At 58.5% G+C, this 22,686-nt stretch carries 20 protein-coding genes; 6 read left to right on the top strand and 14 right to left on the bottom strand.

The features are described 5' to 3' along the window. Positions 1 to 50 precede the first annotated feature (50 nt). Positions 51 to 2,006, top strand: a complete 1,956-nt coding sequence (locus RCJ00_RS19130; protein ID WP_316223946.1) for a putative bifunctional diguanylate cyclase/phosphodiesterase — start codon at positions 51 to 53, stop codon at positions 2,004 to 2,006. A 3-nt stretch (positions 2,007 to 2,009) separates the two neighbouring features. Here the strand turns inward: RCJ00_RS19130 and RCJ00_RS19125 are convergent, their stop codons facing one another. Beyond that, a complete protein-coding gene (locus RCJ00_RS19125) occupies positions 2,010 to 3,971 on the bottom strand; it encodes a rhamnogalacturonan lyase (RefSeq protein WP_316223945.1) in 1,962 nt (653 codons plus the stop codon). A gap of 140 nt (positions 3,972 to 4,111) precedes the next feature. Here RCJ00_RS19125 and RCJ00_RS19120 point away from each other — a divergent pair, with 140 nt between their 5' ends. After that, positions 4,112 to 4,876 carry a hypothetical protein gene (locus RCJ00_RS19120; RefSeq protein ID WP_316223944.1) on the top strand — a complete coding sequence of 255 codons (765 nt, stop codon included), beginning with the start codon at positions 4,112 to 4,114 and terminating at the stop codon, positions 4,874 to 4,876. On the opposite strand, the gene RCJ00_RS19115 is transcribed toward RCJ00_RS19120, so the two are convergent. After that, positions 4,877 to 6,406 carry a UbiD family decarboxylase gene (locus RCJ00_RS19115; RefSeq protein ID WP_316223943.1) on the bottom strand — a complete coding sequence of 510 codons (1,530 nt, stop codon included), beginning with the start codon at positions 6,404 to 6,406 and terminating at the stop codon, positions 4,877 to 4,879. A 174-nt stretch (positions 6,407 to 6,580) separates the two neighbouring features. Between RCJ00_RS19115 and RCJ00_RS19110 the strand changes: the two genes are divergently transcribed. After that, a complete protein-coding gene (locus RCJ00_RS19110) occupies positions 6,581 to 7,477 on the top strand; it encodes an NAD-dependent epimerase/dehydratase family protein (protein WP_316223942.1) in 897 nt (298 codons plus the stop codon). Here the strand turns inward: RCJ00_RS19110 and RCJ00_RS19105 are convergent. The 8 genes from RCJ00_RS19105 to RCJ00_RS19070 form a co-directional block, all read right to left on the bottom strand. Continuing rightward, on the bottom strand, positions 7,470 to 8,657 hold the full coding sequence (locus RCJ00_RS19105) for a tetratricopeptide repeat protein (protein ID WP_316223940.1): 1,188 nt from the start codon (positions 8,655 to 8,657) through the stop codon (positions 7,470 to 7,472). The two genes, RCJ00_RS19110 and RCJ00_RS19105, sit on opposite strands and share 8 nt — an antisense overlap. A 27-nt stretch (positions 8,658 to 8,684) precedes the next feature. Further along, complete coding sequence (locus RCJ00_RS19100; protein WP_316223938.1) at positions 8,685 to 9,035, bottom strand: VOC family protein; 351 nt, start codon at positions 9,033 to 9,035, stop codon at positions 8,685 to 8,687. Between the two features lie 4 nt (positions 9,036 to 9,039). Continuing rightward, positions 9,040 to 9,702, bottom strand: a complete 663-nt coding sequence (locus RCJ00_RS19095) for a class I SAM-dependent methyltransferase (RefSeq protein WP_316223937.1) — start codon at positions 9,700 to 9,702, stop codon at positions 9,040 to 9,042. After that, positions 9,702 to 10,526: a PdaC/RsiV family protein gene (locus RCJ00_RS19090; protein ID WP_316223936.1), complete on the bottom strand. Its 825-nt coding sequence runs from the start codon at positions 10,524 to 10,526 to the stop codon at positions 9,702 to 9,704. The genes RCJ00_RS19095 and RCJ00_RS19090 overlap by 1 nt, the downstream gene beginning before the upstream one ends. Before the next feature lie 31 nt (positions 10,527 to 10,557). Then, entirely contained in the window at positions 10,558 to 11,550 is a 993-nt protein-coding gene (gene ubiA, locus RCJ00_RS19085; RefSeq protein WP_316223934.1) for a 4-hydroxybenzoate octaprenyltransferase, read from the bottom strand. Between the two features lie 148 nt (positions 11,551 to 11,698). Then, the gene (locus tag RCJ00_RS19080; RefSeq protein ID WP_316223933.1) at positions 11,699 to 12,307 is read right to left on the bottom strand and encodes a hypothetical protein; all 609 of its coding nucleotides are present in this window, start codon (positions 12,305 to 12,307) and stop codon (positions 11,699 to 11,701) included. A gap of 152 nt (positions 12,308 to 12,459) precedes the next feature. Further along, positions 12,460 to 13,245: a polyphosphate kinase 2 gene (gene ppk2, locus RCJ00_RS19075; protein ID WP_316223932.1), complete on the bottom strand. Its 786-nt coding sequence runs from the start codon at positions 13,243 to 13,245 to the stop codon at positions 12,460 to 12,462. Between the two features lie 52 nt (positions 13,246 to 13,297). Beyond that, complete coding sequence (locus RCJ00_RS19070; RefSeq protein WP_316223931.1) at positions 13,298 to 13,891, bottom strand: PAS domain-containing protein; 594 nt, start codon at positions 13,889 to 13,891, stop codon at positions 13,298 to 13,300. Between the two features lie 191 nt (positions 13,892 to 14,082). Between RCJ00_RS19070 and RCJ00_RS19065 the strand changes: the two genes are divergently transcribed. Then, on the top strand, positions 14,083 to 14,889 hold the full coding sequence (locus RCJ00_RS19065) for a hypothetical protein (RefSeq protein ID WP_316223930.1): 807 nt from the start codon (positions 14,083 to 14,085) through the stop codon (positions 14,887 to 14,889). 95 nt (positions 14,890 to 14,984) lie between these two features. Here RCJ00_RS19065 and RCJ00_RS19060 read toward each other — a convergent pair whose 3' ends face one another. The 4 genes from RCJ00_RS19060 to hfaA all read right to left on the bottom strand — a co-directional run bounded on the left by RCJ00_RS19060 (position 14,985) and on the right by hfaA (position 20,803). Then, positions 14,985 to 17,897: a M16 family metallopeptidase gene (locus tag RCJ00_RS19060; protein ID WP_316223929.1), complete on the bottom strand. Its 2,913-nt coding sequence runs from the start codon at positions 17,895 to 17,897 to the stop codon at positions 14,985 to 14,987. Positions 17,898 to 18,115: 218 nt separating this feature from the next. Further along, on the bottom strand, positions 18,116 to 19,381 hold the full coding sequence (gene hfaD / locus RCJ00_RS19055; protein ID WP_316223928.1) for a holdfast anchor protein HfaD: 1,266 nt from the start codon (positions 19,379 to 19,381) through the stop codon (positions 18,116 to 18,118). Then, positions 19,287 to 20,342 carry a holdfast anchoring protein HfaB gene (gene hfaB / locus RCJ00_RS19050; protein ID WP_316223927.1) on the bottom strand — a complete coding sequence of 352 codons (1,056 nt, stop codon included), beginning with the start codon at positions 20,340 to 20,342 and terminating at the stop codon, positions 19,287 to 19,289. Before hfaB ends, hfaD begins: the two co-directional genes overlap by 95 nt. Continuing rightward, positions 20,342 to 20,803 (bottom strand): holdfast anchoring protein HfaA, encoded by a 462-nt coding sequence (gene hfaA, locus RCJ00_RS19045; RefSeq protein WP_031239220.1) that lies wholly within the window; start codon positions 20,801 to 20,803, stop codon positions 20,342 to 20,344. The genes hfaB and hfaA overlap by 1 nt, the downstream gene beginning before the upstream one ends. A 238-nt stretch (positions 20,804 to 21,041) precedes the next feature. Between hfaA and RCJ00_RS19040 the strand changes: the two genes are divergently transcribed. After that, positions 21,042 to 21,719, top strand: a complete 678-nt coding sequence (locus RCJ00_RS19040; RefSeq protein ID WP_316223924.1) for a rhomboid family intramembrane serine protease — start codon at positions 21,042 to 21,044, stop codon at positions 21,717 to 21,719. Positions 21,720 to 21,814: 95 nt separating this feature from the next. Then, positions 21,815 to 22,246 (top strand): CBS domain-containing protein, encoded by a 432-nt coding sequence (locus tag RCJ00_RS19035; protein ID WP_316223923.1) that lies wholly within the window; start codon positions 21,815 to 21,817, stop codon positions 22,244 to 22,246. Positions 22,247 to 22,686 lie beyond the last annotated feature (440 nt).

Here is a 22,686-nt window from a genome sequence, read left to right as displayed (position 1 = left end):
CGGTAAATGGGGGCCATGCCGGCCGTTCTGAAAACGAGAAACTGTCCGGGATGCCGTCTGCCATTACGTTTCTATCGCGACTTCTGACGCCCAAACGCTGGCTGCATCAGAAACATATCTCGCGAGCCGAGGCCATCGGCCTGAGCCAGGCCGAGGAAGTCGCGGCCATGAAGCCGATCGTTTCGAGCTTTTGCCTGATCATCGGCATCTATTACAGCGTCGTCACGGCCAACCGTTTCCTGACTGAGACGGGAGCGGCCTTATGGTTGATGTTTACCCTTTCGGCGGCAACCGTCTTAATCAGCTTCTATTTTCACTTCATCTACCTGAAGCGGGCACAAAAGGTCTACCAACTCAACGTGGCCAGCCTGGCGGTCAATCTGTTTCTGTTCACAAATCCGGTGGCGTTCCAGGCATTGCACTATGATCCTAAGCGTCTGGTATATTTCATATTCCTGACCCTGATGTTCGCGATGACCGGCATTTCGCTACGCGTCATCATTCCCAGCATTGTCGTCACTCTTGTTACCGTGGCGACTATGGCCTTGACGCACCAAGGATTCCTGTCGTTTGAAAACAGCGCCATGACCGCCGTCATGATTCCCACAGCCGTGATCCTTGCCATGGTCGTGCGTCAGACCTTATTCAGGGCGGTAGAATCGCGTGTCCGAGCGGAAAATCTTCGCGCAGAGGCCCAGTCCATGGCCGATAGCGACGTCCTGACGGGCCTGCCCAACCGGCGCAGCTTTTTCCGTGTCATTGAGACGGCTCTGCGACGGGTATCAGAAGGCGAGGCCTCGTTTCATCTGGCGCTTATCGACCTCGACGGCTTCAAGCCGATAAACGACATCTACGGCCACAGCGTCGGGGATACGCTGCTGATCGAAGTCGGTAGCCGACTGCGCCAGGTTTGCGGGGAACAGGCGTTCGTCGCGAGAATGGGAGGGGATGAATTCGCCATTATCCTCAACGGAGACGTGGACAAGGCGGCGTTGGATACTTTTGGCCGCCAGGTCTGCGATGCCTTGCGCGACACCTATTTCCTGGGCAGCGTCACCGCCAACATTTCCGGCAGCGTCGGCTTTGTCTGTTGCGATTCCGCGCAATTGACCGCCTCGCAATTGCTGGAACGCGCCGACTACGCCCTTTATTTCGCCAAGCAGAACCTGCGCGGTGCACCGGTCGTTTTTACTGAAAAGCATGAAGCCGAGATGCGCGATTTCAGCCAGGTTGACCAGGCTTTGCGCTCCAGCGATCTCGAAGCCGAATTGTCGATCATGTTCCAGCCGCAGGTCGATGTGGTCGAAAACCGCACCATCAGCTTCGAAGCCCTGGCGCGCTGGAATTCGGCCAAACTGGGCAGCGTTCGTCCGGATATTTTCATCAAGGCGGCCGAGCGGTCTGGCCTGATTACCGAAATCACGCTTCTGTTGTTGGAAAAATCGCTGACCGTGGTGCGGGGATGGCCCGAAGGCACCCGTGTGTCATTTAATCTATCGGCGCGGGATCTGCGCTCCGGGATATCCATCGCCAATATCTGCAATACGGTGCGACAGTCCGGCATCGACCCGCGTCGCATCGAATTTGAAATCACCGAAACCGCCATGCTGACCGATTTCGAGCAGGCCTGCGAGGCGTTGGCGCGGCTCAAGGCCATGGGCTGCCGCATCGCGGTGGATGATTTCGGGTCTGGCTATTCGTCCTTTAGCTATATCCACAGGTTGCCTGTGGACAAGATCAAGATTGATCGCAGCTTTGTCGTCCAGCTTCTACAGCATGGATCAGCCTTGAAAATTATCAAGACGATCATCGACTTGTGCCGGAATCTTAATCTTGATTGCGTTATCGAGGGCGTCGAAACCCAGGCGGAAATGAACAAGCTGGCCCAGGTAAGGGCGCGCTACATACAAGGCTACCTGTTCAGCAAGCCTTTGCCTGCCGAACAGGTTATTCCTTATCTCATGACCGAAGCCGCGCGCATCGAGTCGGCGCTGAAAGCGGGCTGACGACTAGTTGCCGATGACGATATTCGGCTTTTTCGGCGTTTTCATGCCCTCACCAAGGTAGAACCCGGTATGCGGGGGCTGGTTATAGGCTGTATTCTGCCAAGTGATCGATGCGCGGTACTGTGGATCCTGCATTAAGGTGACAAATCCGTAGGTCGTCGGAATTGGCGTCGAATAGACGCGCAGTTCGCTACTGTCGGCGCTACGCAATATGACCTCCTCGCGCCAGTCGCCCAGGATATCCGCCGATAAGGTTGGCGTAGACTTGGTGCCATTATTCGACATCATGCCTTCGGCGACCAGAAGCGGGCGGGTCTGTGACGTCGTCCAGTCCCACTTGGAAATTGTATTACCGTCAAGCAGTTCGCGCAGCAGGTCACCATCCCACCAGATGGCGAAATTGGTCTGGCGGGGCGCACGCTCGGCAATAGCTTCCCCTTTGATGTTGAAGAGTTGCGGCGAATTGCTGCCCCATACTTCGTCACCCGGATAGCGCGGGTCGATATCGGCGGACAGGCCGCGGCCCGTATCTTTTTCTGCGGCTTTTTTCCAGATGACTTCACCGGTGCGGGCGTCGAGCAGGGCCGAACCGATATAGCCATTGCGCTTCATATCCTCATGGACGCCGAACTTTTCCAGACCGGGACGCGTGGGGTCAAGATCGCCGACATGCATGGCGTCGCCATGAAACAGCTTAGCCGTCCATAACGGGATTCCGTCGTCATCTACAGCCATTGAGCCGTAGATGACCTCATCCTTACCGTCCGCATCGACATCGGCGATGCTGAGCTGATGGTTGCCTTGGCCGCTATAGCCATCACGCATGCCGGGCGCCGTCGAATCGAAGGTCCAACGGCGCGTCAGCTTACCGTTGCGGAAATCATAGGCGGCCAGGGTTGTGCGGCCATAATAGCCCCGCGCCATGACCGCGGAAGGATGCACGCCGTCGAGCCACGCCGTGCCAGCCAGATAGCGTTCGGAGCGGTTGCCGTAGCCGTCGCCCCAGACTTCCTTCATACGGTCCGGCGTGGGATTGTTGCCTTCCGGCACGCGGCTGGGCCAATAGGGGACCGTGTCCATTACGGCGCCGGTCTGGCCGTTGAAGACGCTGAGATATTCCGGGCCTTGCAGAATGCGTCCCTGCAATTGTGCCATCAGCTTGCCATCGGCGGTTTTCACCGAGCCGGTGCGATCGCCCTGTTCCAGTTCGCCGCCGCTCGACACCCAGTTGGCCTTGGCGTCGCCGACGACCTTGCCTAGACCATCGATCGTCCCGTCGGCCGTTTTCACGATCATTTCCGCCTTGCCGTCGCCGTCATAGTCGGCGACCTGGAATTGCGAATAGTGGGCGCCCGCACGGATGTTAGGCCCCATATTGATCCGCCACAGGCGCTTGCCTTCCAGGGTATAGGCATCGAAATAGACACGGCCCGTATAGCCGCCCTGGCTGTTGTCGTGGGCGTTGGTCGGCTCCCACTTCAATATGATCTCATAACGTCCGTCGCCGTCGAGATCGCCGACAGTGGCGTCGTTGGCTGTATAGGTGTAGGGCGCGCCGTCCGGGGTTACGCCGCCCGTGGGGATGTCGAGCGGGATAGACAAGTAGCCGTCGGCCCACACCTTTGCGACAGGGGACGGCGTGCTTTCCTTGCCCTTGACGATGGTCCTGACCGTATAGGTCGATGCGGGGGTACCCGTCCTGTCGAGATAGTTGCTGACACCGGCAATGGGCTTGCCATTCACCTTCTTGCCGTCACGGTAGAGATTGAAGGCCGTGCCATCGGCATCGTCGGCGAGTATGCGCCAACTGACCAACACGCCGTCGGCGCCTTTGACGGCGACCGTGCCGCGGTCAAGTTTTTCCAAATGGCGGGCCGGTGTTTCGGCCAGAGAGGCACCGGTCATAGACGCACCGGCCAGCGGCAGCAGGGCGGCGGTGAGCAGCAGGTTACGAATGCGCGACATGATATGTTTCCCTCCGATATTTGCATTTAACAGGCCGAAGCGGAAAATCCGTCATTAAAAATCATATTCACGCAAAATATTTCGTAATCGATCATTTCGCCGATTTGCCAAAGTTACATTGCGTTGCTAGCACTATCGATATGACCCTGCCTGACCCGCATAACACCCAGCTTGATAGTATTCTCGATACCATCAAAGGCGGCGTCCGTATCGACGCCGTGCTCGGCGCGGGCTCGCTGATCTGGGGCGGATTCGACATCCATTCCGATCTCGACCTTGTCATCATCGTCGCCGACGCCGAATATGAGGCGGTGATGGCGGCGCGCCAGACCTTTGCCGCAAGCCTGGGGGAACTGATAACGGCCTTTACCGGCGAACATGTCGGCGAGCCGCGCCTGCTGATCTGCCTCTATGGCCCGATGCTACTCCATGTCGATCTGAAATTTGTCCGCCTGTCCGACCTGACCCATATGGTCGAACGGCCGGCCATCCTGTGGGCGCGGGACGAGGCCGCTGTTACAGCCACGCTGGACAGGGCCGAAATCGTCTGGCCGGAAGCCGACGCCCAATGGTTCGAGGACCGTGTCTGGACGTGGCTGCATTATGGCGCCACCAAACTGCATCGCGGAGAATTGTTCGAGGCCATAGGCATGCTGGCCTTTTTGCAGGAACGTGTGCTGGGGCCGATGCTGATGCGGCGTGCCGGCCGGTTGCAACGCGGTGTCCGGCGCATCGAACAGGTGCCAGAAGCCGGGCGTTTGCAGGCGGTGCATGCTGCCTATGACGCCGTCGACATCGCCCGCGCGCTGAAGGCGGCCATGGCACTATATCTCGATCTGCGCGCAGATGCGCCGCCGGCACGTCCGGCTCCGCATATGCCGGACGCCATGCAGGCCTTTATCTGATCATTTCCAGATGGTCTTGCCGGAACCGGGGAGGCCCATCTCTTCCCATTTGGCCGAAACACGGTCGATGATGTCCTGCGCCATATAGAGCTTTTCGCCCCATTCGCGGTGGGTTTCCGGCACCCACTTGTTGGTGGCGTCGAGCCCGATCTTGGAGCCCAGGCCCGATTCCGGCGACGCGAAGTCGAGATAGTCGATCGGCGTGTTTTCAACCAGTGTGATGTCGCGGGCCGGATCCATGCGGGTTGATAGCGCCCACATCACGTCTTTCCAGTCGCGAGCGTTGATATCGTCATCAACGACGATAATCCATTTGGTGTACATGAACTGGCGCAGATACGACCAAGCGCCCATCATCACCCGCTTGGCGTGGCCCGGATAGGCCTTCTTCATCGAAATGACGGCGATACGGTAGCTGCACCCTTCCGGCGGCAACCAGAAATCGACGATTTCCGGAAACTGCTGCTGAATCAGAGGAATGAACACCTCGTTCAAGGCTTCGCCCAGGACGCTGGGCTCATCGGGCGGCCGGCCGGTAAAGGTGGACAGGTAGATCGGCTGCCGACGCATCGTAATTGCGGAGATCTTGAAGATCGGGAATTTTTCGACGCTGTTGTAATAGCCCGTATGGTCGCCATAGGGGCCTTCATCGGCATAATCGTCGAGCAGGACATGGCCTTCCAGCACGATTTCCGCATGGGCGGGTACCATCAGCGGCACGGTCTTGGCCGCGACCAGTTCAGCCTTTTGCCCACGCAGCAGGCCGGCGAACTGGTATTCGGACAGGGTGTCGGGTACGGGCGTGACGGCAGCGAGGATCAGGCCGGGATCGGCGCCCAGCACGGCGGCGGCGGGTAATGGTTCGCGCTTGCCCTCCGCTTTCCAGCGCCGATGATGCTGCGCCCCCCCGCGATGGGCCAGCCAGCGCATGATGGTGCGGTCCTTGCCCAAGACCTGCATGCGATAGATGCCGAGATTATAGTCGTCTTCGCGGGATTCCGACGGCCCCTTGGTGACGATCAGCGGCCAGGTGATGAGTGGGGCCGGTTCACCCGGCCAGCAGCCCTGGATCGGCAGGCGCGTCAGGTCGATATCGTCGCCGGTCAGGACAATCTCCTGAACCGGGGCGTTTTTTATCGTCTTGGGCCGCATGCCCATCACGGTCTTCGCCAAGGGCAGCATGTCGAACGCGTCCTTCAGGCCGCGCGGTGGTTCCGGTTGGCGCAGGAAGGCCAGAAGCTCGCCAACTTCGCGCAGCTCCGCACCTGTTGTGCGTTCCTTGCCTTCCAGGGTGACCCCCATGGCGACACGTTTGACATTGCCGAACAGGTTGACAAGCACAGGCATGGGCGAGGGCGTGCCATCTTCCAGGGTGACGTTTTCGAACAACACTGCCGGACCGCGTTCCGCCAGCAGACGCAACTGGATTTCGGTCATTTCCAGATGGGTTGATACCGGCGTTTTGACGCGGACCAGTTCGCCGGCGGCTTCCAGTTTGTCGATAAATTCACGCAGCGATTTGTAGGCCATGGGTCTTCCTTTTTGCGCGTCCGACATAGGCCGGAACGTCAGGCAAGGCAATGGGGCTAACCGTCGCGGCGTGCGTCTGCCCCTGGATGAAAGGCTTTGGGTGAATACCCTGGCAGGCCATTGAAAAGTGCGTGCAGGCACGTCACACTGGCCAGATTCGCCTTGGAGCTTGATGTGACCACTGACAATAAAGGATTGCTGGTCATTGGAGCGCGAACCCTGATCGGGCGTCGCATGCCGGAAGCTATCGCCCGTGCGGGCTGGCCGGAGGCGTCGGTGAGCTATACGTCGCGCCAGCCGGTCGCCGGACAAGGTCTGATCCTCGACACCGAGCGGCCTGAGGCGTTTAGCCCGGATTGCCGCTTTCCCGCTGTCATTGTTTGCGCGCCGATCTGGCTGATTACCGATGCCTTGTTGGAACGACTCGTCGATCTTGGCATGAAGCGGCTGATTGCCTTTTCTTCGACCAGCCGATTGACCAAGGCGACATCTGCCGAACCTGCGGAACGCGATGTTGTGGCCAGGCTGGCGGCCGGTGAACAGACGGTCAGCACGTTCTGTCAGGCGCGCGGCGTGGCGTGGACCATCCTGCGGCCGACCCTGATCTATGACGAAGGAGCCGATGAAAATGTCAGCCGGATTGCCGACACCATTCGTAAGCTGGGCTTTTTCCCGGTCTGTGGTCTGGCCAGCGGCTTGCGCCAGCCCGTCCATGCGCGCGAGCTGGCGCAGGCCGCCATGCAGGCGCTGACGGCGCGACCGGCCTACAACACCGCCTATAATCTGAGCGGCGGCGAAGACCTCAGCTATGCCGACATGGTGCGGCGCATTTTCGAAGCCATGGGACGGGCGCCGGTGATTGTGGCCTTGCCGGAAATTCTCTGGCGTCTTGGCTTTCTGGGGCTGAATCTCGTCAGGCCCCGCCGGCTGAAGCGCAATGTACATATGGCATTGCGCATGAATGTCGATCTGTGGTTTGACCACAGTGCGGCGACGCGGGATTTCGGCTACGCTCCCGGCCGGTTCCATCCGGATTTCAGCGCCATTGCTGAAGCCGACCGGCCTATTTGATCTTCCACTTCATGCTGACGCGCAAGACCTTGCCGTCGAAACGCCGCGCCCAGTCTGTCTTGTTCCCGGAACTGCCCAACCGGTCCATGATCCGCATCAAGGAGGCGCCGAAGCCGTAATTCCTGGGGCTTTCCTTGGTCAGAACGCAGTCGTCAAAGTCGCCGGACGGCATAAACCGGCATTCCGCCGTGGCGTCTCCGCTGACGCCGTCATTCTGCGCGTCGGCCGGATAGGCGGTAACGCTCAGTTGATCGAAATATCCATGTATATCAAGAGTTTGAAAACGCGGGTCGTTGGTTTCGGTCGCATAGAAAATGACGTCGCGCGGTAGTTTTTCCAGATCGAGGATTTCCGGATCGGCGGGCGCGTCGGGGTGGGCCTTCAACCAGTCGCTGGCCGGACCGTCATCATCGCGCGCCAGAATCCGGTACAATCGCGCGGCGCGTCCGGTATCGATTGGCGTGCCGAGGCCGTCGGCATATTGATGCGCCATAAGCCGGATGGCATCGCGGTCACCGCGACGAGCCGCTTTCTTGAACAGGTTCAGGGATTCGGCGTAGTTTTGTGGTGCGAGATCGCCCATCATATAGATCTGGCCGAGTTCCTTAAGCGCGCCGGCATGTCCCTGATCAGCAGCCATCTTGAGGTTTTGCATCGCCAAAGCCGTATCCGGCGCCGTACCCAGACCGTCCGCATAGGCCAGCCCCAGCGCGTATTGCGCATTCACGCTTCCGGCGGCAGCAGCAGGCTTGCAATACTTAAATGCCCGGGTCCAATCGACCGGAATTTTGTCATCCTGGGTATATGCGGTGCAGACGCGTAGCATAGCCTCAGCCCGGCCCTGATCTGCAGCCTTTACGTACCAGGCCAAGGCTTGCTGGGAATCCGCTTTGACCCCGCGTCCGGTGCGATACATCTCGGCAATATCATATTGTGCGCCGGCACTACCGCCTTCGGCGGCTTTTTCGATCCATTCGGCGGCCTTTTCGCCATCCGGCTTCTGGTCGAAACGGCCGTCGCGGTAGGCAAGGCCCAGATCATATTGTGCCTGACTGTCACCGGTCTTTGCCTTATCGGCCAATTCCTCGAACTGCTGTTTCGGGGTCAAGGGCTTGATCGCAAGTTTAGCCGCGGCGGGAAAGCCCGCCGCGCACAGGCCTGCCGCACACAGGATTGTCATCAATGACACAAGACCAAGACCGCGCATCTACCCCTGCTTGTCCGACCAAACCGCCAATTCATTGCCCGACGGGTCCCGGAAATGGAAACGCCGCCCACCTGGAAAGGCGAAGATCGGCTTAACGATGGGCGCGCCTTGCCCCTCGACCGCCGCCAGCGACGCTTCCAGGTCGTCACTATATAGGATGACAAGTGGCTTGGCGGAAGCCTCAGCTGTGTCGGATTCAAAGCCGCCATCGATACCGGCATCCGCCAATGCGGCGTATTGAGGCCCATAATCGATGAAATTCCAGCCGAAAACCTTACTGTAGAAGTCCTTCAGGGGGGACAGATCGCCAGCGGGGAATTCGATATAGTCGATCTTGTGATGTGTGGGCATCGGGTCAGGTCTCCAGTTTCCAGACGCTGGCCGGCTTTACGGCGGCGTCTTCAATATCGGCATTCGTCAGAATATCGTAGTCCGCCAACTTGCTGAGTCCCGATGTCGGAAAATAGCTGCGGTGCGGGTCACCGATATAGACGTCGATGTTGTGACCTGCCGCACGGCGAAAATATGACAGCATGGCGTCGGTCATGCCTTTTTCATAACAGATATCACCCGCCAGAATCACATCCACTTCAGGCACGCCGCCATCAAGAAGGTCGCGGCCGGTAAAGGCCAGGCAGACGCCATTTTGCTCGGCGTTCAGCGCCACGGCCGCCTCGGCATACGGATCTATATCATTGCACAGCACGCTCGCGGCGCCAGCCTGCACGGCGGCGATGCCGACAAGGCCGGAGCCGGACGCGATATCGAGCACCCGTTTACCCCGTACAATGTGCGGATTTTCGAGCACATAGCGGCCAAGCGCCTGACCGCCGGACCAGGCAAAGGCCCAAAACGGCGGTGTCAAATGGTCGCGCGCCATGTCCGCTTCGGTCATCAGCCATAGAGGGGTCACTTCATCGGCCTGAAATAGGGTGATCGAGGGCAGAGATGGGACCGGCAAGGGGCGGGTCTGTCGGCGGATGAACGCCCGGTGGTCAGCCTGGATATCTTCGGGCATTATGCTGTCGGATCGGTCAGGACGACATCCTTGACGGGATCCCCGCCGAACTGATCGGCGAAATCTGGCGCGATTAGCCCCTGCAACTGGTTGGCCGGGATACGGATTTCGTAGGGCCCTTCCGCGTAGGGGGCAACATCGTCGGGGGCATATAGGGCGTCGATCGCACCGATCTTGCCGGCTAGGGTCGAGGGTACAAGGATTAAATGACTTTCGGCCAGTTTCGGACAGGGCATGCCTGTGGCGGCCTGGGTGACCGGTTCGCGGGCGCGTTTTGACCGTGCGGCCTCGATCTGCCGGCAGACATAGGCGTTCACGGGCTTGAGGTCCGCGCCGCCGGCGAACAGCTGGGCCGTTGGGATGAGGTCATGCGCCGTCTTGTCCCACAGCAGGGCCTGGAAGGTAGTGTTGGGATGGGCGCCGCCTTGATAGATGCTTTCTTCGGCATAGAGTGAGACGAAGCGCGGGCTTTGGGCGGAAATTTTCCAGTTGATGCTGTGCGAATAGCCGGGCTCGATAATGCCGTCAGCACTGTTCTGAGCGCGGTCCTTGTGCGCCTGGTCCATGAAGGCGGTCAAGGCGGACTGGCCTTCATTATATAGACGCGAATGCAGGTCCGGATAAAGCTTGATCGGGTCGGGCAGGGTCAGCGTGACCTGGGCATCCGTATCGGCCCGAGCGAAGGCGAGTGGCGCAGCTACGACGGGCGGGGCGTTGCTGGCTGCCGGTTGTTCGTCCTTGGGTTTCTTATGACAGGCAGTCAGGCCAGCCAGCGCTGTCAGCGCCAAGGCGGTCACTGTGCGGCGGAGCGACTCGTTTGTCATGTCATCCCCAAAACCATAGTCAAAAAGCGCCCTAAAACAGGCTGGTGAAATGCACGGCCAACAAACTGATAACCCACAGAAGACCGGTGGTGCGATTGGATTTGAACAGCTTCAGAGCCAGTTCATTATCATCGAGTCGCAGCCGGACCACCTGCCAGAATAGATGCGCGGTTACCAGTAAAAGTCCACCGAAAAAGAGCGCGGGCAGGTCAGCGAGGTAGGCGCCTGTACCGGTTAGTACCGCGGCCAGACCATAGAACAGGCTGACGCCGTTGACGGTATTTTTTCCGAGCGCCCGCGCCGATGATTTGACGCCGATCATGGCATCGTCTTCTATGTCCTGAAGCGCGTAGATCGTATCGTAGCCTATCGTCCAGAAAACGAGCCCGGCGTAGAAGACAAGCGCGGCCCAGGTCAGGGTATCGGTGATGGTTGCGTAGCCCATCAGGAAGCCCCAGTTGAAGGTCAAGCCCAGCCAAGCCTGAGGCCACCAGGTGATCCGCTTCATGAACGGGTAGGCCGCGACAAGAGCCAGTGATCCAACGCCCAGCCAAATCGCCAACCAGCCCAACTGAATCAGAATGAGAAAACTGATCAGCGAACAGCCGGCAGTGAAGGCCAGGGCTTGCTTCGGACTGATCTGGCCGGACGGAATGGGACGCCCGCGCGTCCGTTCCACCCGGGCGTCGAAGTCCCGATCGACGAAATCGTTGAAGGCGCAGCCGGCTGCTCGCATCAGGACCGAGCCGACGGCGAACAGGATCAGCTTCAGCCAGGGAAATTTGTATTGCAGGACGTCGGCGGGCGCCAGGACGTGCGATTGACCACCGGATGTGTCCGTAAAAAACGGATGCGCGATGGCAAAGGCCAGTCCCATCGCGCCGGGCAGGAAGAGAAGCCAGATCCCGATAGGACGATCCAGTCGCCCCAGTTTCAACCAGGGTTGCAAGGCCGCAGGCGCGTACCTATCGACCCAGTTACGTTTTGTGGCGTCAGGCAGGGGAGCAGGGGCATGTGTCGTCATGCGCCGTTGATGAACCGCACAGCATCGATTGTCCAGAGCATCCCATCAAAAATGGCGGCTGTTTTTGGAGCAGAACATGATGCATAATCAAGAAACTAGAGCAAAATGAGCGACCTCTTTGAGGACGAACTCTCTGCTCACTCTGGTTTCAGGCGCGGCGCTTGACGAGTTGTGAACGGTCCTTGCGCGCTTGATTGGCGGGAATGATGCGGGCGAACGGACGACGGCCGAACAGGCTGTCTTCCATGCCAGTTTCGAGAATATCACCGCGCTTGGGCGCTTTCAGGAACAGGTCTTCCGTCGGCGTGATGACATAAACGCCTTCCGGCGCGTAAACCAGCACCAGGCCTTCATTCTTCGGCATGACTTCCGACCAGATTTTCAATTGGTCGTAATAGTGCGGCTGGCGCCAGGCATCGGGACGGTCGTGATCGACATCGACGGCCAGGGTCGTGCCGTTGGGCTCCAGACGCAGAACGAACCCGGCATGATCCGGGCGCCAGATGCCGTTCATGTCGTCATGTTTCAGCCACAGGCACTTGAATTCCTGGCAGATGTTCGGGTGAAGCCCCCAGACGCCGCAGCCGCCTTCGGGGCGCGTGTGGTGGCAGGTCTTGCCCGCCTTTTTTTCCAGATCGGGAATGTCGTAAACCTTGCAGCACAGTGTGCACTCGCCGCATTCTTTTAGCGTGGCGCGTTTCGACGCGGGCGGCGGAACGGAATCGACATGTGCGGCTTGCGACGCGTGCGGTAACATGACCTGAACCTTTTGTTCAGTAACGACGGCACTTTTGCCGCCGGAACAGTCCCGAAACCGTGACAAATTAGGGTCAACAAAAAGTTACTTTAACCTTTTATTTCTCACTAATTTTCATGTTCTATAGATGTTCCGCACGCGGTGGCGGGGCGCTATTTTTCGAGAATTTTACGCCCTTCGATAACTTCTGAATAGGAGAAGAGGATATCGGGATCCGGTGCGTCGATCGTGCTGGCGACATGGGGACAGTTCACGATGTGAAGAACGTGGCGAATGATGTTTTCGCGCGCCTTGACCTTAGAATCGGTGGCGACGCACATCCAGGGACCATGTTCATGATGCGACCGGCGCAGCATGTCGTCGCGGGCGGCCGAATAGTCGTCCCATCGATCCTGAGCGACCTGATCGAGATCGCTCACTTTCAGCTTTTTGCGTGGGTCTGCGCGGCGGTCGTCAAGGCGCGCTTTTTGTTCCTCGCGGGAGATATCGAGCCACAGCTTAATGAGTGTAATGCCGCTGCGTACGATCATGCTTTCGAAGTCTGGCACATCGTGGATGAAGGTTTCCTGCGCCTCCGGTGTCGAAAATCCCATAACCTTTTCGACGCCCGCGCGATTATACCATGACCGGTTATAGACGATCCATTCACCGGTAGACGGCAAATGATTGACGTAGCGCTGAAACCACCACGCCCCGCGATCGAAGTCGGTCGGTTTGGGCAGGGCAACAATATGGGTGTTGCGTACGGAGAGGCATTCGGTCAGACGCTTGATCGCGCCGTCCTTGCCGGCTGCGTCGCGGCCTTCGAACAGGATACAGACCTTCTTGCCGTTCGCCAGCGTCCATATCTGGGTGTCGACAAGGGCGACCTGCAAGGTTTCCAGGCGGGCCTCCGCAGCCTTTTTCTTGTCTTCGTGTGACTTCTTTTCTTTCGACATGCGCAATCTCCCTGGCAGTAGGAAGCTACCATCGCGCCTGAGTTATAAAGAATCAAGCAATGCGTCTGCCGCCATCGGAAACCAGACGCAGATGCGCCGCCTTGACGTTGCGGTCGGGTTCGTAAAGCTTGGAGGAAATGAGCGTATAGCGGCCAAGCCAGCCTTTGGGGTTTTTCGGCGCCGCGCTGAGGGTCTGATACAGCCCAACCATGCGATCAACCTTGCCGTAACGGTTCATCATGGGACAAAGCAAAATTTCGAAGGTCACCGTCTCATTCTGGAACAGGTCAGCGTCTTCGGGAGGTAGCTCAGGCGCGTCCGTCTTCCACGGTGCGGTCAGGGTCAACAGGACCGGCTGTTCTCGGCGGCGGCCAAGCGCCAAGGCGGCGCCGATCGTATCGACGAAAGGCGGTCGAAAAAGCGACAGAAAGGAGGTGTCTTTCAGCTCATAGCCATGCAGGGCGCGCAAAAAGCCGCCTGAGAGGCGAAACCGGTGGCCGGCGTCGGTGCCTGAGATCATCATCATCTGCGGCACAAGGCTTTTCAGGCGCGCCGGATCAAACAGCTCACGTGCGGGCGCTTTTTCTGGGCTGGCCTGCAGGCCGCGCCAGTAGCTTAAGAATGAAACTGTGCTGGAATGGGGCACGGTGGTCTCCTTTGCCCCGGTCAGACGCAAGATCTTTGCCGCAAATGTGTCGGTTTGGCTTTTGTCCACGTCTTATTTGGGGTGTGGACGGGCTCGGTTTAATCAAAAGGCAAGTTTGCTGCGGTATGCTTCTTGCTTGTCAGACGGCTAGAAATGCCGACAAGGCCAAAATAGCCATAGGAAATGTTTCAATGCGCGCAGTCTTTACGAAATTCATCGCGGTCCTGTTGGGCGTCGGTGTGATGGCCGTGGCCGGTGAGGCGATGGCCTGCAACAGCGGTTGTGCGCCGCCTGCACCGCCGACCCCGCCCACCAATCCAAATCCGCCCTGCGGTGGTGGTGGTTGTGGCGGTCACAACGGGGGTGGCAAGACCAACGTGAATGTCAACGTTAATGTACGCGCCTCCGCGTCCGGCTCTGCGTCGGCGGGCGGCACCTATTATGGCGGTGGCTACGGCAACTGGTCGCAGACGCCGGGCTATCCGCAGGCCGCCGGCTCGCTGAACGTCGTAACCGACGAATCTTCCGCGTTCGAGGCCTACAACGAAACCCAGAGCTTCACCCGTCAAACCATCATTCAGGCGTCGTGCATCGACGATACGGGCGTTCCGCACCCGGCCTCCCAGGTTTTCAATGGCCGCGATATCGCCAACAGCTACCGTGGCGAGGTTTATCGCTGCATCGCCGGGACCCATATGCAATGGACCTATGCCGACTATGACGGTCAAAAGATCAACTTCGACGGCGGCAAGAACATGACCTGTGCCAAGGGCGATGCCCTTTGGTTCGAAGGCGGCGAACTGACCTGTCGTCCGCAGACGCCGCAACGTCAGTGCAATGAGCGTTCGCTGCTGCGCCGTTTTGGCGTCGGTATAAAGATCCTCACCCTGACCCGTACCGAAACCATCACCAAGCAGCGTCAAGTCGCCGCGGCTCGCAGCACCTCGAGTACGACGGTGATGAGCTTCGATGGCGGCGTTGGCGGTTTCGTGCAGTAGCCAAAACAAATCAGAATAAAAGTGCGCACAAACTGAAAACCCCCGCCGGTCATTCGGCGGGGGTTTTTGTCTTTGGGTTTTGTTTGTCGGCGGGTTTATTGTGTCGCCGTTGCCCCTTTGGCAGCGGCCGCCGGCTTTACGGTAATGCGCACCGCCTTTTTCATATCTAGATACTGGTTGGCCAGGCGCTGTATGTCAGCGACCGTGACCGCCTTGTACTGGTCCCGGCGCGTACGGATATAATCGAGCTTGCGCGGGTCGGTGGCTGAGCCGGGCAGGGCGCCAAACCAGTAGGTGTTGGTTTTCAGGTCGGTATCCATCCGGTCCAGCAACGGTTTTTGGGCGCGCAGCAGTTCGTCGTCAGATATCGGGTGGGCTTTGAGGTCAGCGACAATCTCGGTCACGGCATCATAGAAGACCTGATCGTCTTCCGGCTTCACCTGGGCTGTGACGGACAGGTATCCATACCCGGGGAAGGTCTGGGAGTAGGTGTTGCTGGCATAGGGGCTGTAGCTGATGCCCTTCTTTTCGCGCACCACATCGATAAGGCGCAAGGACATGACCTCCGCTAGCACCGACAGGGCGCGGGCGCGGCGGGTGTCCGACGTAAAATCGGCGCCCGGCCATGCAATATAGCTCAAGTCCTGGTCCGCGCGACCCTGGTGTTCGAAAACGGGATTGAGATTGGTGGTTGGGAAGCTGACCTTCAGCGCGTCAGCGGGAATGACCGGTTTTTCGCCCCGTTTGGCCAGGGTGCCAAACGTGCGGGCGATCTGGGCTTCGGCCTCGGCCTCGCTGATGTCGCCGACGATCGTTATTTCAATCGGACCGGTCTTGAGCTGATGGTCGATCAACGCCTTGACCTGATCATTGGTCGTGGCCATCAACTGCTCCTGCGTCGGCATGACAAAGCGTGGATCGTTGTTGTGCAGGACGGCGTTGCCGTTCATCTGGAAAACGCCGCCAGGCGTCGAATTGAGCGAGCGGTAGTAGTCCGGGATAAGCGATTTTAACCGCTCCAGGGCATCCGCGTTGTAGGCCGCATCGGTGGTGAAGGCCATCAAGAGCTCCATCTCCGTGGCGAAATCCGTCTTGTTGGTTCCGCCCGACAAGCTGGTGGCGTCTTCGCCGATACCCAGGCCAACGCTGTAAATCTTGCCGGTTAGGCTGTCTTTCAATTCGGATGCGGTCAGCTTCCCAAGACCGCCTTCGGCCAGATCGGACACGGACGCCGCAAAGACAGGTGGCTTTGATGACGGCGATAGGGACGACAGGCCGCCGGCGAACCGGACGGTGACGTTGATGTCGTCCGCCTTGAAATCCGTTGTCTTAATGGTGGCGCGCACGCCGTTGGCGTAGGTCAGCTGGGTTATGCCCAGGTCCTGAATGACCTCGCGCTTGACGACCTTGGCCGGGGTGCCGAAATTCGTATAGGGCCACGGCTTGTTGACGCGTGTTTCTGCCGCGGTAAGTTTGGCAGCCTGAATGGCGTTATAGGTATCGAGGAAGGCTTGCTTGTCGAGATTGCCCAGGGTTTCGCCGGTGTGCCACAAGAGCGGACCGTCACCGGCAAATAGGGGTTTGATTCCGCTGTTGATGCGGTCAAGGGTGACCGATGGCTTGAGGCTCTGGAAGTAATCCCAGTCCTGCTGCGGCGAGGTGAAGACATCCCCATCGGCGACGGTCTGGACAAGCGATTCGGCCAGGTTGCGGCTGTTACGGGTATTTGCGCCTTGCAGCGCCTGCTTGAAATAGGATTCGACATCCGCCAGGGCACGATCGAGTTCGGCCTGGTCCGCGCCAAATTCGGCGAACTGGCGCACCGTCGTGTAGGCCGCGACAAAGGCTTCCTTTTCCTTGCCAGGTTTGGGCGTGATATCGAGTTGGGTGACTTTCGCGGTATGTTCGACGTCGTCATGAACGACTGATGCCCCGGCGAATGGCGTATCGGGCATCTTGGCCAGGCGTTCCAGGCGATCATTCAGGATGGAGGTGCGCAGGCCGTCCAGGAAATCTCGCGTCTGGCTGTCGTTCGTCTGGTAACTATTGTTGGCCGGCTGGCTCCAGGTCAGTGACAGTGAGGCGCGAAGGCCCTTTTCGGTATAGGTGTCCGATGTGACGCCCTTGGGTTTGTAGTTGCCGAAATCTGTAACGCGAATAGGGGCGGCGGGGGCGGTCCAATCGCTGAACTTCGCCTTGATCTTCGCCTCCATGGCAGTCGGGTCGAAATCGCCAACAAGAACCAGTGTGGCCTGTTCGGGCCGGTAGAAATTCCTGTAATAATCGACGAAATGGTCGCGTTTGGCGTTCTTGATAATATCGGTCAAACCGATCGGCAGACGCACGGCATATTTTTGACCGTCGAAGGCCGATTTGGCCCATTTCATATAGGCGTGGCGACCCGGGCTGTCGCTGGCGCGCTCCTCGCCTAGGATAACGCCTCGCTCGCGATCGATGGCGTCGTCAGCGAGGGTAAGGTTGCCGGCGGTTTCGCGCAACAACATCAAACCGGTGTCGAGATCGTCGTCGGCCACCTTGGGCAAATCCAGCTCATACACAGTTTCACCAAATCCGGTATGGGCGTTGGTGTCTGCGCCGAACGACAGGCCGTGGCGTTCGAGGATCTTGATCATGTCGCCTTCGGGAACATTCTTGGAACCGTTGAAGGCCATATGTTCGAGAAAATGCGCCAGACCCTGTTGCGTATCGTCTTCCATCAGGGAGCCGCCGTTGATGCGGAGGCGCATGGAAGCCGTGCCCGGCGGGGTGGTGTTTTTCAGGATGATGTAGGTCATGCCATTGGGCAATTTGCCGAAGCGAACCGCCGGATCGGCCTTTATGTCAGAATGGTTCTGGGCGAAGTCGATGCCTTTGGAGATATCTATGACGGGGCCGCTAACCGCCGCCGAGATCGCAGGTGTTTCGGCGAAACTCGATATCGGCGTCAACGCCGTAGAGGTGAGCGCCGCGATAACAAAGGCGGACAGCAGGGTTTTCTTTATCAACATAGGGGGCGCTCCGTAATTCGCCGGGAGACTGGCCTAAGTTTATGTCCGAATAAAGGGAAATTGTACGAAACGCCCCCCTCCGCGCGATATTGCCGGTACATAAGATTAAATCGCAACGGGCCTGTCGTATGTCATGTTGCCCGCGCACCTGACGTGGAAAAGCGCGCCATCCGAAAATGACGCGCTTTTAAATTGGCAGGGTCGGGTGTGCCTGCGCGTTAATTGCCGACGTAGTAGGTGGCGCTGTTGCCGGTAGCCCGGGCAGTCGAAACAATAGACCGTCCCCGCGCGACGGTTGCCGTCGCTGTCGCATTGACGTCGGAATTATTCACCTGCGTGTTGTTGACACCCATATCCGCCTGGCAGGTGGAGCAGGCATAGGCGACTGCCTGATTGCCGGTGGCTTCGGCGGTCACATAGCCGTCGTAACCAACATTGCCATCGAAGGCTGCCGATACGTCCACGCCGCCCGACGAGATTTGGGTATTGTCGACGCGCAGATAGACATCGTTATTGCCGGCGGCCATCTGATTGCCAATCCCTTGGGCCGTAGCATAGGCCGCGCCGTATTGGTCGGCCTGGACGACGGCCTGGGATTGCACAGCGCCGAGTTGGCTTTGGGTATTGGTTACGACCAGCGAGCCGCCCTGGTTTTCCAGATTGACGGTATTCCCGACAGCCCGTGCCGTCGCCGTCATGTTCCAGACGTTTCCGGCGTAGACTTCGGACCGCGCCTGCGTCATGCCAGTCTGGTCTTGCGTAACGTCGTGCTCCTGGGAGCCGCGATCACCGCTGTAGGCGCCGTAATAGTTATTGGTGGCCGATGCGTTGTACGCATTGGGCGAAGGAGAGTAATGCACGGTTGCCGATACGTTGGCGTGTGCATCGCTGCTTGAGGTTTGCCACGATTTCGAGTCCAGACGTCCATTGCTGACTTCGTAAGCGGTGTGGTTGACCTCGACGTTGGCATTGCCTTCGCCACTGACATATATGGCGTTGTTCGGCGCCTGGATATCCGTAGTGGCGACGACTTGCGCGGCGCTCGATTTCTGGGTCGTATCCGCCGTAAGATGAGCGGACTGCGCGTTGCCGGACGCATAATTCCCAATGGCCTGGGTCGTCGCGTATACGGGTGTGCCGAGTGACAAATCCTCGGCGCCGGTATTCGTGCCGTTGATATGCGCTTCGGCGGTCACGTTGCCGCGAACGAACTGATACGAATAGACGGTCGCGTCATAGGCGTTGTTGCCCGTTTGCAGGGCGTTGCCCGTGGCGTAGCTTTCGGCCTGAGTCAGGCCATCATTCTGCACCACGTTCAGAGTCTGAGTGGCCGTAACCGCGCCTTGCTGGTCCTGCGAGTTATTGATTTCACCGTCCGTCAGGGTCTGACTAGTAGCGGCCGTCGCTACGAGCAGTGTCAGCACTGCGGTGCTTGTCGCCAGCAATGTTTTGCCAACGGGCCGGGTCAGCGCGCGTACCAGCATTGTTCGTCTCCAGGTTATCGTAAGCCGGGGTCAGGCCACCGGTGGTGCCCAGGGTATCGTTGTAGAGAAAGTCGTTTTGTGGATCGAGACAGACTTCTGGACCCGAGGCGCCGTAAAGGTTAGCCATGAATTCCAATGTCGCGCGCTCGATCATGGCGCGGACAGCCAATTGCATGGGCTCAAGCGCGCCTTGGCCACCCGAGATGTCGAAGATATTGCCGTTCAGAATGTCGAATACGCCGGCCTTAACTTCCTTGCCGACGATCTGCTTCTGATAGGAGATGACGTCAACGACTTCCAGCGTCCGCGTATCGACCAGACGCAAGTCCAGCGCGACGTTCATGACGTAGGTGCGGCCATAGGCCAGACCCTTTACGCCCGCGTCTTTGACTTCGCCTGCATAGGCATCGACGCCCGATGACCGGATATTGTAGTTCAGTTCGGTGATGCCGCCGACGATGAAGAAGTCCGAACCGGCGACTTGGCCGGCCATGATCTTGCGGTAATCCGCCGGCTGGGTCGGATTGGCCAGTGGGGCATCGGTGATGAGCTTGTTGTTGGCGTACTTCAGTTCCAACTCGCCGACGGAGGTGTCAAAGCGTTCGACCTGACGTGCGCCGGCCTTGGCCAGGGCCGTCATCGCCATGAGCGAAGCACCTTGGGTGATTTCTCGCCCACCTTCCAGTGACACCTTGCCGGTATAGTCCGAAATACGGCCCACCGCGAGACGCGGGGAGGCAAGACGGTGGCTACGGGCATAGGAGCCCAGGCAAACCAGGGCATCCGAATAGGCCGTTGCGTTCGCGGTGACCGGTGCGGCGCCGATGGGGTTTTTGTAATTGCCGGTGGCGTTGACGCTTGGTGTGGTCATGCAGCCGGTCAGGGCGACGCTCATGGCGGCGGCGCTGATGAGCCCCAAAGCGAGACGCTTGTAAGCCGGTTTGCGGGGTTGCGTAGTCATCAGAAGTTCACCTGTCCGGTTAAGTCGGTTGATAGCGTGCCCTTGGCGCCGGTTGCGGTGCTACCGTTGGCCGTGGCGGTCACGTTGCCGTTGTTGGTTTGTGTCGAATGGATGATGACGGTGTTGTAATTGCCTTGAACGACGACCGAGAGGCTGTTGCCGATAGCCGTGGCGCCGCCGAGCGAGCCCGCGCCCGAATAGGTGTCGCCGACGCCCAGGGTCTTCGAATAGGAATAGACGCTGTTGTCCGTTCCGGTGGTCATCATACCGTCGATGAGGACGCGATTGCCGTTGGCGTCGCGTGTCGAAGGATCGATAGGGTTCTGTAACTGGTTGCGGGTCAGCCCGTAGCCGGTCTCGTAAGGGGAAACGCTGCCGCTCATGCTTTGGGCACCCGCGGTGCCGGACATGGCGGTCAGGCAAGCAACGCTCAATAACGCAACAGTTTTAGTTAATGACATGTGTCGCTCCAGGGTCTGTGGCCAGAACGCCTCAGACACGGCGGGGGACCAGCAATTTGGATGCCACAGTCGGCTAGAACTTTAAAAAATAGGTGTATTTTTGTGAAACAGACCCACTTAATTCAATTTAACAGGGTTTTTTCGCCGAAGAGTTCCGCGGTCCCCCTGTCAAAAGGGGAAATTCGCGGGCATATATAACCAAATTGAACCAGTTCCCGATCAGGACAAGTCCCAGAATATGACAGACGACGCGCTGCCGCCCGCTAATGAGCCCGCCTTCAATGCGCCGCTGATGGTTATTATCCTGCCACTCTTGATTATCGCCGTTTACGCTTTTCAGGTATGGATAGGACCCGAGGCAAACGCCCTGCTGGTGGAAAGCTTTGCCCTTACGCCCATATTGTTGCGCCAGGGCAATTTTGATCTGCTGTTTACGCATATATTCCTGCACGGCAGTTGGACGCACGTTCTGTTCAATGCGTCTGCCTGCTTGATCTTTGCGACGCCGCTTGTCCGTGCCTTCGGCAAGGGGGCAGGGGCGGCGCTGTCGTTTTTTGCTCTCTTCCTGCTCTGTGGTGTCGCTGCGGGATTAGGGTATTGCGTGCTGAACATGCGCTCGAATATGCCGGTAGTCGGTGCGTCTGGAGCGATTTATGCATTGATTGGCGCGTCAAGCCGCATCGTTGGGGTGCGTGGCGAAAGCGGCGGGGTGCTCCCTTTAATGAACCAGCGGGTTATTATGTCTGCCCTTGTTTGGTGTGGGTTGAATCTGGCGACCGCGCTGCTGCCCTATATCCCCGGTGTCGGTAACCTCACCATCGCCTGGCAGGCGCATATTGCCGGGTACCTGTTCGGACTATTGATCGTCGGTCATTGGCTGAAGGCCTTTCATCCCGGATTCTTCACGAGAAATTGAAACGTCGAGACCTAGTATGAGTTGCGTTTTGTCAGCTCCGGCGTGACCCTCCATCCCTCAGGCTGAATACAGCCGTTTCCCGGGGAGGGATGTAGATGCTGATCAATCAGTTGCTTAATGCCAAAGGTCGTGAAGTTTACACAGTCACGCCCGATGACAGTTTGTCGTCGGTCGCTGCACTTCTATATACGCGCAAGGTTGGCGCATTTGTCGTGACTGATGGCAACGACCGGGTTGCTGGGATCGTGTCCGAACGAGATATCATAAGGGCCATTGCCACGTCGGGTGCCCAGGCATTGGGGCAGCCCGTCAGCAATATCATGACGCGTGAAGTCTTTTCCGCGTTGCTTGGGGAAACGGTCGATGCCTTGCTTGGGCGCATGACCGATAGGCGTATTCGGCATCTGCCGGTTATGGATGGCGATCGCTTGGTGGGCATCGTGTCTATCGGTGATCTTGTGAAAGCTAAGATTGCGGCGACCGAGCATGAGGCCCAGACGCTCAAGGCCTATATAACGGCGGGCTAGGGAGCTGAGGCGCCGAGACCTTGTCGGCACCGCCCCCACAAGATGTGGACAAGAGTCATTTTTGTGAAATTAGGGCTTGCGTGTCCGGGTGCCTATCCATAGATAGCGCACCTCGCTGTTACGCACCTTCTGGTTCGCGACGAAGGCGGACAGAACCACCAAGTTTTGTCATTTTGAGTCGGTTAAAACTCAATTAACGCTTGAAGCCGAAACCAATTGGAGCTAAAATGGCGCTTCTTCCGATTCCGATGAAGTGGTGACGGATTATCAGTTTGGATAATCCTGAAGGCTCTGTCGTTCCGGGTTCAGGCGGTCGAAAACGACTTGTGGAAAACTCGGAAAATTGGTTGACACGAATTCGGCGTTTCGGTAAATGAGCGCCTCCCTCGATAGCGGGCTTAAAGTTGTCCACTGGTGGCGGAAGCCGCTGCCGGTGATAA

Source organism: Asticcacaulis aquihabitans (assembly GCF_032490435.1).
In the GTDB taxonomy this organism is placed as follows: Bacteria; Pseudomonadota; Alphaproteobacteria; order Caulobacterales; family Caulobacteraceae; genus Asticcacaulis.
This window is presented reverse-complemented; position numbering and strand designations above follow the sequence as displayed.